We start from the raw sequence: 12722 nt of genomic DNA on the forward strand, positions 1-12722 counted from the left end.
CTTACCGGGCCTTTAGAGGATTTGCCGGTCGATGCGGCCCGCGGGCCGCAGAACGACGGGGATTAACCTGCTACAGCAATACGTTTCATATCGGTCATGTAGCCGCGCAGCTTGTGGCCAACGCTTTCGATTGCGTGGCTGCGAATCGCTTCGTTCACATCGCGAAGCTGGGCGTTGTCTACGGCACCTTCGGCAATCGCCTTGCCCAGATCGCCGGTCTGCAGCGTGGTCATGAACTCTTTCAGCAGCGGTACGCAAGCGTAGGAGAACAGGTAGTTACCGTACTCGGCGGTATCGGAGATAACCACGTTCATTTCATACAGACGCTTACGCGCGATGGTGTTGGCAATCAGCGGCAGCTCGTGCAGCGACTCATAGTATGCGGACTCTTCGATAATGCCGGATGCAACCATGGTTTCAAACGCCAGCTCAACGCCCGCTTTCACCATCGCAATCATCAGAACGCCTTTGTCGAAGTACTCCTGCTCGCCAATTTTACCTTCAAACTGCTCAGCGGTTTCGAACGCGGTTGCGCCGGTCTCTTCACGCCAGGTCAGCAGTTTCTTATCGTCGTTAGCCCAGTCGGCCATCATGCCGGAGGAGAATTCGCCGGAGATGATGTCATCCATATGCTTCTGGAACAGCGGCGCCATGATCTCTTTCAGCTGCTCTGACAGCGCGTAAGCGCGCAGTTTCGCCGGGTTAGACAGACGGTCCATCATCAGGGTGATGCCGCCCTGCTTCAGCGCTTCGGTGATGGTTTCCCAGCCGAACTGAATCAGTTTTTCCGCGTATGCCGGATCGGTACCTTCCGCCACCAGCTTATCGAAGCACAGCAGGGAACCCGCCTGCAGCATGCCGCAGAGGATGGTCTGCTCGCCCATCAGGTCAGATTTTACTTCCGCCACGAAGGAGGATTCCAGCACGCCAGCACGGTGGCCACCGGTGGCCGCTGCCCACGCTTTCGCGATGGCCATGCCTTCACCTTTCGGGTCGTTTTCCGGGTGAACGGCGATCAGCGTAGGTACGCCGAAACCGCGTTTGTACTCTTCACGAACTTCGGTACCCGGGCACTTCGGCGCCACCATCACGACGGTGATGTCTTTGCGAACCTGCTCGCCAACTTCAACGATGTTAAAACCGTGGGAGTATCCCAGCGCCGCGCCGTCTTTCATCAGCGGCTGTACGGAACGAACAACGTCAGAGTGCTGTTTGTCCGGCGTCAGGTTAACAACCAGGTCGGCCTGCGGGATCAGATCTTCATAGGTGCCGACCGTAAAGCCGTTTTCGGTCGCTTTACGCCAGGAAGCGCGCTTTTCTGCAATCGCTTCTTTACGCAGAGCGTAGGAGATATCCAGGCCGGAGTCGCGCATGTTCAGGCCCTGGTTCAGACCCTGGGCGCCGCAGCCGACGATGACCACTTTTTTACCCTGAAGGTAGCTCGCGCCATCGGCGAATTCTTCGCGCGCCATAAAGCGACATTTGCCCAGCTGTGCCAGCTGCTGGCGCAGGTTCAGTGTATTAAAGTAGTTAGCCATGGTGATACTCCGTGATGTTGCGTGTCTTATTGTTCGGTTCGCTTTTGCGAGAATGAACTTACTATATGACAGGAAATACATTGCGGAAATTGATATATTCACAACGTAACGTTGCAATATTTGCAATGTAAAATCGTGGAGTGCGGCCCGTGGATTTACGCGATCTGAAAACCTTCCTGCACCTGGCCGAAAGCCGTCATTTTGGCCGCAGCGCGCGGGCCATGCACGTTAGCCCCTCGACTCTTTCACGGCAGATCCAGCGCCTGGAAGAGGACCTCGGTCAGCCGCTGTTCGTGCGCGATAACCGCACCGTAACGCTAACCGAAGCGGGCGAAGAGCTGCGCCTTTTCGCCCAGCAGACCCTGCTGCAGTATCAGCAGCTGCGCCACGCCATCGACCAGCAGGGACCCTCTCTCTCTGGCGAGCTGCATATCTTCTGCTCCGTGACCGCGGCCTATAGCCATCTGCCGCCGATTCTCGATCGCTTTCGCGCCGCCCATCCTTCGGTGGAGATCAAGCTCTCGACCGGCGATGCCGCCGACGCAATGGAGAAGGTCGTCACCGGCGAGGCGGACCTGGCCATTGCCGGGAAACCGGAAACGCTGCCCGGCTCGGTGGCCTTCTCGATGCTGGAAAATCTGGCGGTGGTGCTGATCGCCCCGGCCTTAGCCTGCCCGGTGCGTAACCAGGTCAGCCAGGAACAGCCCGACTGGTCAACCGTGCCGTTTATCATGGCCGATCAGGGGCCGGTACGTCGGCGCATTGAGCTGTGGTTCCGGCGGCATAAAATCAGCAACCCATCGATTTATGCCACCGTGGGCGGCCACGAGGCGATGGTTTCCATGGTCGCCCTCGGCTGCGGCGTCGCGCTCCTGCCTGAGGTGGTGCTGGAGAACAGTCCGGAACCGGTGCGCAACCGGGTGATGATTTTAGAGCGCAGCGATGAGAAAACGCCTTTTGAGCTCGGCGTGTGCGCACAAAAAAAGCGGCTATATGAGCCGCTTATCGATGCGTTCTGGTCGATTTTACCCAACCCGGGCCACTAGCCGGCGAGGAAAAAGCGGAATGCCGGATTGTGCGTTTCGTCGTGGCAATCGTAGCCCAGCTCATGCAGTCGGGTTTCAAAATCCGGCTCATGATCGCCCAGCTCAAAGCCCGCCAGCACGCGGCCATAGTCGGTACCGTGGCTGCGGTAGTGGAACAGAGAGATGTTCCAGTGGGTACCCAGCGTATGCAGGAACTTGAGCAGCGCGCCCGGTGATTCCGGGAACTCGAAGCTAAACAGGCGCTCCTGCAGCGGCTTCGACGGACGCCCGCCGACCATATAGCGCACGTGGAGCTTGGCCATTTCGTCATCGGAGAGATCGACGACGCTATAGCCCCCCTCGTGCAGCAGGTCCAGAATCTCTTTACGCTCTTCCAGCCCGCGGCTCAGGCGAACGCCGACAAAAATGCAGGCATCTTTGGCATCCGCAAAGCGATAGTTGAACTCGGTAACCGAACGGCCGCCCAGCAGCTGGCAGAACTTCAGGAAGCTGCCCTTCTCTTCCGGGATAGTCACCGCCAGCAGCGCCTCGCGCTGCTCGCCCAGCTCACAGCGTTCGGAAACGTAGCGCAGGCCGTGGAAATTGACGTTAGCCCCCGACAAGATGTGCGCCAGCCGTTCGCCGCGAATATTGTGCTGCGCGATATATTTTTTCATCCCCGCCAGCGCCAGCGCACCGGAAGGTTCAGCCACCGCGCGAACGTCTTCAAACAGGTCTTTCATCGCCGCACAGATGGCATCGCTGTCGACGGTGATGATATCGTCGAGATACTCCTGACAGACGCGGAAGGTCTCGTCGCCGATGCGCTTCACCGCGACGCCTTCAGCAAACAACCCAACGCGCGGCAGGTCTACCGGATGGCCGGCCTCCAGCGCCGCCTTCAGGCAGGCTGAATCTTCGGCTTCAACCGCAATCACTTTGATCTGTGGCATCAGCTGCTTGATCAGTACCGCCACACCCGCCGCCAGTCCGCCGCCGCCAACCGGCACAAAAACGCGGTCAAGATGAGCGTCCTGCTGCAGTAATTCGAGCGCCAGCGTGCCTTGCCCGGCAATGACCATCGGATGATCGAACGGCGGGACCCAGGTGAAATTCTGCTGCTGCGCCAGCTCGATGGCTTTCGCTTTCGCTTCGTCAAAATTAGCGCCGTGCAGCAGCACTTCGCCGCCAAACCCGCGCACGGCATCAACCTTGATGTCCGCCGTGGCGGTAGGCATAACAATCAGCGCCTTAACGCCGAGGCGAGAAGCGGAAAACGCCACGCCCTGGGCATGGTTGCCCGCGGAGGCGGTGATCACGCCGCGCGCTTTTTGCGCTTCATTCAGCCCCGCCATCATCGCGTAAGCCCCGCGGAGCTTGAAGCTATGGACCGGCTGCCGGTCTTCCCGCTTCACGAGGATGACGTTATCCAGCCGCGAGGAGATTTTTTCCATTTTTTGCAGCGGCGTAATCTGCGCCGCTTCATAGACCGGTGCACGCAGCACCGCTCTGAGATATTCCGCCCCCTCAGGGGCGGCGGACAGGGGTTGTGATTCGGCCATGATTAGCCCCCAAGTTTCGATTTATCGCGTACCGCGCCTTTATCAGCGCTCGTTGCCAGGCTGGCATACGCACGAAGGGCGAAGGAGACCTGACGATCGCGCGCTTTCGGCGTCCAGGCCCGATCGCCACGGGCTTCCTGCGCTTCACGACGAGCGGCAATGTCGGCGTCGCTCAGCTGCAGCTGAATACCGCGGTTCGGGATATCAATGGCAATCATATCGCCGTCTTCGATGATGGCGATATTGCCGCCGCTTGCCGCTTCCGGTGAAACGTGGCCAATCGACAGGCCGGAAGTACCGCCGGAGAAGCGGCCGTCGGTGATCAGCGCGCAGGCTTTACCGAGGCCCATTGATTTCAGGAACGTCGTCGGATAGAGCATTTCCTGCATGCCTGGACCGCCTTTCGGCCCTTCGTAGCGAATCACTACGACATCGCCCGCGACGACTTTGCCGCCGAGGATAGCTTCTACCGCATCATCCTGGCTTTCATACACTTTTGCCGGGCCGGTAAACTTGAGGATACTGTCATCAACGCCTGCAGTTTTTACGATACAGCCATTTTCAGCAAAATTGCCGTACAGAACGGCAAGGCCGCCGTCTTTGCTGTAGGCATGCTCCAGCGAACGAATACAGCCTTCAGCGCGATCGTCGTCCAGCGTATCCCAGCGGCAATCCTGAGAGAACGCCTGGGTGGTGCGGATACCCGCCGGGCCGGCGCGGAACATCTCTTTCACCGCGTCGTCTTTGGTCAGCATAACGTCGTAGCGATCGAGCGTTTGCGGCAGGGTCAGACCCAGCACGTTTTTCACCTCACGGTTCAGCAGACCGGCGCGATCCAGCTCGCCGAGGATCCCCAGCACGCCGCCGGCACGGTGAACGTCTTCCATATGGTATTTCTGCGTACTCGGCGCCACTTTGCACAGCTGCGGCACCTTGCGGGACAGCTTATCGATATCGCTCATGGTGAAGTCAATTTCAGCTTCCTGAGCGGCGGCCAGCAGGTGCAGTACGGTATTCGTGGAGCCGCCCATGGCGATATCCAGGGTCATGGCGTTTTCAAACGCCGCTTTGTTGGCGACGTTACGCGGCAGCGCGGAGGCATCGTCCTGCTCGTAGTAGCGCTTGGTCAGCTCAACGATGCGTTTTCCCGCATTGAGGAACAGCTGCTTACGATCGGCATGAGTAGCCAGCAGGGAGCCGTTGCCAGGCTGAGACAGGCCCAGCGCTTCCGTCAGGCAGTTCATTGAGTTGGCGGTAAACATCCCGGAACAAGAGCCGCAGGTTGGACAGGCGGAACGCTCAACCTGATCGCTCTGCTCGTCGGATACTTTCGGGTCCGCGCCCTGAATCATCGCATCGACCAGATCGAGCTTGATGATCTTGTCAGAAAGCTTGGTTTTACCCGCTTCCATCGGACCGCCGGAGACAAAGATCACCGGAATATTCAGGCGCAGGGAGGCCATCAGCATCCCCGGGGTGATTTTGTCGCAGTTGGAGATGCAGACCATGGCATCGGCACAGTGTGCGTTGACCATGTACTCTACCGAGTCGGCGATCAGCTCGCGGGATGGCAGTGAATAAAGCATGCCCCCGTGACCCATCGCGATCCCGTCATCCACCGCGATGGTGTTGAACTCTTTAGCAACGCCGCCAGAGGCTTCAATTTGCTCGGCGACCAGCTTGCCCAGATCGCGCAGGTGCACGTGGCCCGGGACGAATTGGGTAAAGGAGTTCACAACGGCGATAATCGGTTTACCGAAATCTGCGTCGGTCATCCCGGTTGCGCGCCACAGCGCGCGGGCACCCGCCATATTACGGCCATGAGTGGTGGTGGCGGAACGGTACTTAGGCATGCTTTTACTCCCAGTTTCTGTTAAACGGGGCGCTGCGTGTCGCCCCGTCTTTTATGCTTATCTACCCTAAATAGTCCAGGCTGCAGGAAGGCGGCAGGAGAAAGAATCTCCGGCCGGCTGCGGTAAACGAGCGCAGCCAAAGCACATGCAGCTTAAAATATGACGGATATTTACTGATTAACCTGATCCAACCAGCCCCATTTATCCTCGGTTTCACCGGTGAAGAGGCCAAAGAATGCTTGCTGAATGCGCTTAGTCACCGGGCCACAGCGGCCTTCGCCAACCTGGATACCATCAACGCTGCGCACCGGGGTAATTTCTGCTGCGGTACCGGACATAAAGACTTCATCCGCCAGGTACAGGGATTCGCGAGACAGGACCTGCTCACGAACTTCGATATTCAGATCTTTTGCCAGCTTAATAATGGCATCGCGGGTAATACCCGGCAGCGCGGAAGAGGTAAACGGCGGGGTAAACAGCACGCCATCTTTCACTTCAAACAGGTTCTCACCCGCCCCTTCGGAAATGTAGCCGTTAACGTCCAGCGCGATGCCTTCCTGGTAGCCATGTCGGCGCGCTTCGCTGCCGACCAGCAGGGAAGAAAGGTAGTTACCGCCGGCTTTTGCTGCGGTCGGGATCGTATTCGGCGCCACGCGGTTCCAGGAAGAGACCATGGCATCGATCCCCTGATCCAGCGCTTCAGCACCAAGATAGGCTCCCCACGGGAACGCCGCGATGATCACGTCAGTGGTATATCCTTCCGGCGGGTTTACGCCCATGCCCACGTCGCCAACGAATACCAGCGGACGAATATAGGCGCTGGTCAGGCCGTTTTTACGAATCACTTCACGACAGGCTTCCATCAGCTCATCAACGCTCTGCGAAACCGGGAAACGGTAGATTTTGGCTGAATCATGCAAACGCTGCATGTGTTCACGATGACGGAACACCACCGGTCCTTTGTGCGAGTCATAGCAGCGGATGCCTTCAAAAACGGAAGTACCGTAATGCAGGGCATGCGACATCACGTGGACCTTAGCCTCTCCCCAAGGAACCATCTCGCCGTTGAACCAAATGTAATCAGCTTTTTTCGTCGTCATTTTTCTTCCCTTGCGCCTATGCGCGGATTTGTTGTGATGTGGGTTGCTGGATTTCGACGCAGGCAACGTCCACCAGTTTGCTTAATTGACTAAACAGTAATTCGACGGGCCGCTGGCTGGCAACGGTCAATTCGATATTTATATTGCGGGTATCCGCGGCGGTCTCCATATTCATGGCGCAAATCTGAAAGCCACGATGGCGCACCACGCGCAGCACGCGCTCTAAGGTTTCCGGGTTGGAGCGGGCCTGCAGGGCGACCTGATGTTGCATCATGATAATTTCTCCAGCATTTCTGAGTTACTGGCACCGGGCGGCACCAACGGCCAGACATTCTCAAGTTCATCAATTGAGACATGAAGCAGGTATGGCCCCTGGCTCGAAAGCATGGTGTCGAGAGCCGCTTCAACCTGGTCTTTACGGGTGATATGTTGGCCAGGAATGCCGAAGGCGCTGGCCAAAGTGACAAAATCGGGGTTATCGGTGAGGATCGTTTCGCTATAGCGCTCCTGGAAGAACAGCTGCTGCCACTGACGAACCATGCCTAAACGCTGATTATCCAGCAGCAGGATCTTCAGCGGCAGCTGCTTGCGTTTTACGGTGCCCAGCTCCTGAACATTCATCATGAAGGAGCCGTCACCGGAGATACAGATTACCGTATCGTTCGGACGCGCGACCTGGGCACCTACCGCCGCTGGCAGACCGAAGCCCATCGTACCTAAGCCGCTGGAGGTAATGAAATTCTCCGGACGGGTGTAGGTCATATGCTGTGCAGACCACATCTGATGCTGGCCCACGTCGGTGGTCACCACGCTGTCAGAGGGTTTGCGATCGGAAAGCTGCCTGAGCAGCAGCGGGGCGTAAATGCCTTCACCAGGGTAGTCATAGCGCCATGCATGTTCGGCGCGCAGCTCCGCGTTGTGCCGACGCCAGGCGTCAATGGCCAGCGGCTGCTGCAGGGCCGGCAGCAGCGTATTGAGATCGCCGGTCAGGGCAACGTGCGCCTGACGCAGCTTGTTCAGCTCCGCCGGATCGATATCCATATGGATAACTTTGGCATGCGGAGCAAAGGTGTTCAGCTTGCCGGTTACGCGGTCGTCAAAACGCGCGCCTATCGCAATCAGCAGGTCGCACTCCTGAACCGCCAGGTTAGCCGCCTTCGTCCCGTGCATACCCAGCATCCCAAGGTAATAGGCATAGTCAGCGTCAACCGCGCCCAGCCCCTTCAGCGTGCAGGTCGCCGGCATTTGCGTGGCCGCAATAAACTCGCGCAGGGCGGGAACCGCCTGCGCCATACCAACGCCGCCGCCGACGTACAGCATCGGCTTTTGCGACTGAGCCAGCATCTGCAGCGCTTGCTCAACCTCGGCGTGAGGGAAAGCAACGTCATCGGCTACCGTGGAAAAATAGGGTTCGAACTCACCTGTCGCCAGCTGGATATCTTTCGGAATATCGACCAGTACCGGGCCTGGGCGGCCTGAGTTCGCGACCAGGAAAGCTTCAGCAATGACGCGCGGCAGCTCTTCCAGCGACTGCACCAGGAAGCTATGCTTGGTGCAGGCCAGCGATAAGCCCAGTACGTCAATTTCCTGAAAAGCATCGGTACCGATAAGCGGTGCCGCCACCTGGCCGGTAATCGCGACAACGGGGATAGAGTCCAGCAGGGCGTCCGCCAGGCCGGTGATCAGGTTAGTCGCGCCAGGGCCGGAGGTCGCGATGCAAACGCCCGTTTTACCGGTTGCACGCGCATAGCCGATGGCCGCCATTGCTGCGCCCTGCTCGTGACGGCACAACAGGTGTTCCACGCCGCCGTCATACAACGCATCGTAAACCGGCATAATCGCGCCACCCGGGTAGCCGAAAACCGTCTCGACTCCCTGTGTCCGCAAAGCATGTACTACCCACTGCGCGCCATTCATAGTTACTTCCCCGTCATAGATCGGAATAAACAGAATTTTATGCTGTTATTCATTCTCTGCTCCCCGTCTGTCATTTTTAAGTTATAAAAAAACCCCCGGACCTTTCGGTGCGGGGGTCTTAGTTCGTTAAGGCTTGATTTCTATGCCTTTCCTCGTCCAAGTGCTGCCCCGCACGGTGGGATAATAATCACCACCACGCTAATCACGACCAGGCTAATCACTCGTAGAAGGGCTGTCATTTTATGTACTTTCTGGCTTCTTGTTCGAAGGAATACCTAAAGAGGTACCACAGACGTCACGTTAAACACAAGATTTTTTTATGGCTCATTTTCTGATCACGCTAACAATTCCCAGTAAAACAATTGTTTTTAATGGGAAAAATATAAAGTGAAGATATTTCAATTTATCGCGTTGCCCTATGGCTTTTTACAACGAGCTGTCCTGTCCTTGCGGCAACGTGCGAGCCGGGTGCAATAACGAAAAGTATGTAACGATCTGCGGTGAATTATCTGGAACGTGACGCGTAAAATGCAGTTCCTGCGAGTGACTAATGGCAGGGTTGTCGACATGATGCCCACATTCAGGAGGCTCTATGTCACTCGCGATCGTCTACACGCGGGCCGCTCTCGGTATCAGCGCCCCGCTTATTACTATTGAGGTTCATATCAGCAGCGGCCTTCCCGGACTAACTATGGTTGGCCTGCCGGAAACAACCGTCAGGGAGGCGCGTGACCGGGTGCGCAGCGCAATCATTAACAGTGGCTATACCTTCCCGGCGAAAAAAATCACCATTAACCTCGCGCCTGCCGATTTGCCAAAAGAGGGAGGGCGGTACGATCTCCCTATCGCTCTCGCGCTTCTGGTCGCCTCCGAGCAGCTAGAGGCCCCCGGACTGAATCAATACGAGTTTATCGGCGAGCTCGCGCTTACAGGGGCCCTGCGCGGCGTTCCCGGCGCAATCTCCAGCGCCATGGAGGCCATCAGGGCCGGACGGCAGATTATTGTAGCCGAAGATAACTCTGCGGAAGTGGGGCTGATTGGCGGCGGCGACTGTCTTATCGCCGGACATCTGCAGGAGGTCTGCGCCTTTGTGGCGGGACAGCATCCGCTCTCCCCTCCCGTGGCCGCAGCAGAAGATCCGCAGGAAACACGCCACGATTTACGCGACGTCATTGGCCAACAGCAGGGCAAGCGTGCGCTGGAAATCGTCGCTGCCGGCGGGCATAACCTGCTGTTAATCGGCCCCCCAGGTACAGGAAAAACGATGCTTGCCAGCCGGTTACCGGGATTACTCCCCCCGTTAAGCAATCAGGAGGCGCTTGAAAGCGCTGCTATTCTCAGTCTGGTGAGCACCAACTACGCGACCACCCGCTGGCGCCACAGGCCGTTTCGCGCCCCGCATCACAGCGCCTCGGTCGCGGCTATGGTCGGCGGTGGTGCCATACCTGCGCCCGGCGAGATCTCACTGGCCCACAATGGGGTGCTGTTTCTTGACGAGCTGCCGGAGTTTGAACGCAGAGTGCTGGATGCCCTGCGCGAGCCAATTGAATCGGGAAAAATACATATTTCTCGCACCCGGGCCAAAATTGACTATCCGGCGCATTTCCAGCTGATTGCGGCCATGAATCCCAGTCCGACCGGACATTATCAGGGTCATCACAATCGCGCCTCTCCCGAGCAGATGCTGCGCTATCTGGGGAGGCTGTCCGGCCCCTTCCTTGACCGCTTCGATCTCTCTTTGGAAATACCGCTGCCGCCGCCCGGAGTACTCAGCCAGCAAGGTGGTGGTGGAGAGGACAGTGCGACGGTCCGCCGAAGGGTTCTTGCCGCGCGTGAGAGGCAGCTGGCCCGACAGAACAAGCTCAACGCTGATTTAGATAATAGTGAGATGAAAACCTGGTGTGCGTTGAATAAGAACGATGCCATCTGGCTTGAACAGACCCTGACGCAGCTAGGACTCTCAATACGGGCCTGGCAACGGCTGCTTAAGGTGGCGAGGACGATTGCCGATATAAAGGACGATCCGCGTATCGAACGCCATCATCTGCAGGAGGCGCTGGGCTATCGGGCGATAGACCGGATGTTGAACCATCTGCAAAAGCTTATGCCATAAAAAAAGGGCTTTCGCCCTTTTTCTTAATCATCGCTTTCTGTGTAATCTTCAGCGCCTTCTACCTGCGGTTTACCGCCGGAGAGCGTATGGAAACGCTTGGGCCGCTTAATTCGCGCCATGTACTTAATCCAGACGCGCTCTACTTCGGTTACCGGTTCACGTTCGCCGCGGCATACCGAAACAAACTGCTTTTCATCTTCAGTGACAGGTTCGCGTTTACCCAGTTCCAGTTCGTTAAAGGCATAACCATGCTGTTCCAGCAATTGCGCCTCTTTGATGGTGAAATCACCATGACGGGAGAACCCGCGCGGATAATTTTTATTATCGAAAAAACGATTAGTCGTCATAAAGCTTTCCGCCATCCTACACGCTCCTGATTCTTTGGCCGAGCTATTTATGGCGCGGAGTATTAGTTACGCTTGACAGAGTGTAAAACAAAAGATTTAAATCATTACGACAAATAATTTTGCGGAGAAGAGTGTGGATACGGAATTGCTCAAAACTTTCCTTGAGGTGAGCAGAACTCGCCACTTTGGGCGAGCAGCGGAGGCGCTTTACCTGACGCAGTCAGCAGTTAGCTTTCGTATTCGCCAGCTGGAAAATCAGCTTGGCGTTAACCTTTTTACCCGTCATCGCAACAATATCCGTTTGACCCCAGCCGGAGAGAAGTTGCTACCCTATGCTGAAACCCTGATGAATACCTGGCAGGCCGCGCGTAAAGAGGTTGCCAACTCCTCCCGACACAATGAGTTTTCGATTGGCGGCAGCGCATCTCTTTGGGAGTGCATGCTTAACGGATGGCTGGGGAAACTGTACAGGGAGCCCTACAACCTGCAGTTTGAGGCCCGTATTGCCCAGCGTCAGTCGCTGGTCAAACAGCTCCATGAACGGCAGCTTGATCTGCTGATCACGACAGAATCGCCGAAGATGGATGAGTTAAGCAGCCAGTTGCTCGGCAATTTCACCCTAACCCTTTATTGCGCTGCGCCGGTTAAAAACAAAAGCGAATTGAACTACCTGCGCCTGGAATGGGGTCCGGACTTTCAACAAAATGAAGTCGGGTTGATTGGCAGTGATGACGTACCGTTGCTCACCACCAGTTCCGCTGAGCTGGCGTATCAGCAGCTCGCCCCTCTCAATGGCTGCACGTGGCTACCAACGCACTGGGCAAAGGGAAAGAGCGCGCTTTACCCGGTAACGGATGGCACCACGCTTTCACGCCCGCTGTACGCCATCTGGTTGCAAAACAGTGATAAACAGGCGCAGATCCGTGAGATTCTAAAAACCAGCATTTTGGAATAAGCATACCTCTCCAGGGACGGAGAGCGTTGGGCGATCGTAACGCCAGGGAATTGCAGGCAAAAAAAATCCTTTGCCGAAGCAAAGGATTATTATATGGCAGGGGCGGAGAGACTCGAACTCGCGACACCCGGTTTTGGAGACCGGTGCTCTACCAACTGAGCTACGCCCCTAAATACTGCTTATTATTAAGCCTGCTAGTTAAGCAGGCTTAATTTTCTAATAAGTGGCGGAACGGACGGGACTCGAACCCGCGACCCCCTGCGTGACAGGCAGGTATTCTAACCGACTGAACTACCGCTCCACCGAATTTCT

11 protein-coding genes and 2 tRNA genes are annotated in these 12722 nt (G+C 56.9%); 3 read left to right on the forward strand and 10 right to left on the reverse strand.

The annotated features are described in order from the left end of the window. Nucleotides 1–62: 62 nt before the first annotated feature. The gene (ilvC, locus tag EDF75_RS26510; protein WP_123710403.1) at nucleotides 63–1538 is read right to left on the reverse strand and encodes a ketol-acid reductoisomerase; all 1476 of its coding nucleotides are present in this window, start codon (nucleotides 1536–1538) and stop codon (nucleotides 63–65) included. Nucleotides 1539–1687: 149 nt separating this feature from the next. On the opposite strand from ilvC, the gene ilvY reads away from it, so the two are divergent. Next, on the forward strand, nucleotides 1688–2584 hold the full coding sequence (gene ilvY / locus EDF75_RS26515; RefSeq protein WP_045853633.1) for an HTH-type transcriptional activator IlvY: 897 nt from the start codon (nucleotides 1688–1690) through the stop codon (nucleotides 2582–2584). Here ilvY and ilvA read toward each other — a convergent pair. The 6 genes from ilvA to ilvL all read right to left on the reverse strand — a co-directional run bounded on the left by ilvA (nucleotide 2581) and on the right by ilvL (nucleotide 9234). Continuing rightward, complete coding sequence (gene ilvA, locus EDF75_RS26520) at nucleotides 2581–4125, reverse strand: threonine ammonia-lyase, biosynthetic (RefSeq protein ID WP_045853634.1); 1545 nt, start codon at nucleotides 4123–4125, stop codon at nucleotides 2581–2583. The genes ilvY and ilvA overlap by 4 nt on opposite strands. 2 nt (nucleotides 4126–4127) lie before the next feature. Next, a complete protein-coding gene (gene ilvD, locus EDF75_RS26525; RefSeq protein ID WP_133601438.1) occupies nucleotides 4128–5978 on the reverse strand; it encodes a dihydroxy-acid dehydratase in 1851 nt (616 codons plus the stop codon). Nucleotides 5979–6148: 170 nt separating this feature from the next. Further along, nucleotides 6149–7078, reverse strand: coding sequence for a branched-chain amino acid transaminase (locus EDF75_RS26530; protein WP_041143466.1), 930 nt, complete (start codon nucleotides 7076–7078; stop codon nucleotides 6149–6151). Between the two features lie 16 nt (nucleotides 7079–7094). Continuing rightward, nucleotides 7095–7352, reverse strand: a complete 258-nt coding sequence (gene ilvM / locus EDF75_RS26535; protein ID WP_041143465.1) for an acetolactate synthase 2 small subunit — start codon at nucleotides 7350–7352, stop codon at nucleotides 7095–7097. Then, on the reverse strand, nucleotides 7349–8995 hold the full coding sequence (gene ilvG, locus EDF75_RS26540) for an acetolactate synthase 2 catalytic subunit (RefSeq protein ID WP_133601439.1): 1647 nt from the start codon (nucleotides 8993–8995) through the stop codon (nucleotides 7349–7351). The genes ilvM and ilvG overlap by 4 nt, the downstream gene beginning before the upstream one ends. A 140-nt stretch (nucleotides 8996–9135) precedes the next feature. Next, the gene (ilvL, locus tag EDF75_RS26545; RefSeq protein ID WP_001311244.1) at nucleotides 9136–9234 is read right to left on the reverse strand and encodes an ilv operon leader peptide; all 99 of its coding nucleotides are present in this window, start codon (nucleotides 9232–9234) and stop codon (nucleotides 9136–9138) included. A 353-nt stretch (nucleotides 9235–9587) separates the two neighbouring features. On the opposite strand from ilvL, the gene EDF75_RS26550 reads away from it, so the two are divergent. After that, nucleotides 9588–11108, forward strand: a complete 1521-nt coding sequence (locus tag EDF75_RS26550) for a YifB family Mg chelatase-like AAA ATPase (RefSeq protein WP_133601440.1) — start codon at nucleotides 9588–9590, stop codon at nucleotides 11106–11108. A gap of 23 nt (nucleotides 11109–11131) precedes the next feature. On the opposite strand, the gene EDF75_RS26555 is transcribed toward EDF75_RS26550, so the two are convergent. Continuing rightward, nucleotides 11132–11470 carry a MaoP family protein gene (locus tag EDF75_RS26555; protein ID WP_041143462.1) on the reverse strand — a complete coding sequence of 113 codons (339 nt, stop codon included), beginning with the start codon at nucleotides 11468–11470 and terminating at the stop codon, nucleotides 11132–11134. A gap of 118 nt (nucleotides 11471–11588) precedes the next feature. On the opposite strand from EDF75_RS26555, the gene hdfR reads away from it, so the two are divergent. Beyond that, complete coding sequence (gene hdfR / locus EDF75_RS26560) at nucleotides 11589–12410, forward strand: HTH-type transcriptional regulator HdfR (protein WP_133601441.1); 822 nt, start codon at nucleotides 11589–11591, stop codon at nucleotides 12408–12410. Between the two features lie 94 nt (nucleotides 12411–12504). On the opposite strand, the gene EDF75_RS26565 is transcribed toward hdfR, so the two are convergent. Together EDF75_RS26565 and EDF75_RS26570 are read right to left on the reverse strand one after the other, a co-directional pair. After that, nucleotides 12505–12580 (reverse strand) — tRNA-Trp (locus EDF75_RS26565). Nucleotides 12581–12634: 54 nt separating this feature from the next. Further along, nucleotides 12635–12711 (reverse strand) — tRNA-Asp (locus tag EDF75_RS26570). Nucleotides 12712–12722 lie beyond the last annotated feature (11 nt).

This window comes from Klebsiella sp. BIGb0149 (genome assembly GCF_004362605.1).
GTDB lineage: Bacteria > Pseudomonadota > Gammaproteobacteria > Enterobacterales > Enterobacteriaceae > Klebsiella > Klebsiella terrigena.

Coding starts and splice junctions, on each gene's coding strand:
- ilvC (WP_123710403.1), bottom strand. CDS start 1,538: ATGGCTAACTACTTTAATACACTGAACCTGCGCCAGCAGCTGGCACAG.
- ilvA (WP_045853634.1), bottom strand. CDS start 4,125: ATGGCCGAATCACAACCCCTGTCCGCCGCCCCTGAGGGGGCGGAATAT.
- ilvD (WP_133601438.1), bottom strand. CDS start 5,978: ATGCCTAAGTACCGTTCCGCCACCACCACTCATGGCCGTAATATGGCG.
- EDF75_RS26530 (WP_041143466.1), bottom strand. CDS start 7,078: ATGACGACGAAAAAAGCTGATTACATTTGGTTCAACGGCGAGATGGTT.
- ilvM (WP_041143465.1), bottom strand. CDS start 7,352: ATGATGCAACATCAGGTCGCCCTGCAGGCCCGCTCCAACCCGGAAACC.
- ilvG (WP_133601439.1), bottom strand. CDS start 8,995: ATGAATGGCGCGCAGTGGGTAGTACATGCTTTGCGGACACAGGGAGTC.
- ilvL (WP_001311244.1), bottom strand. CDS start 9,234: ATGACAGCCCTTCTACGAGTGATTAGCCTGGTCGTGATTAGCGTGGTG.
- EDF75_RS26550 (WP_133601440.1), top strand. CDS start 9,588: ATGTCACTCGCGATCGTCTACACGCGGGCCGCTCTCGGTATCAGCGCC.
- EDF75_RS26555 (WP_041143462.1), bottom strand. CDS start 11,470: ATGGCGGAAAGCTTTATGACGACTAATCGTTTTTTCGATAATAAAAAT.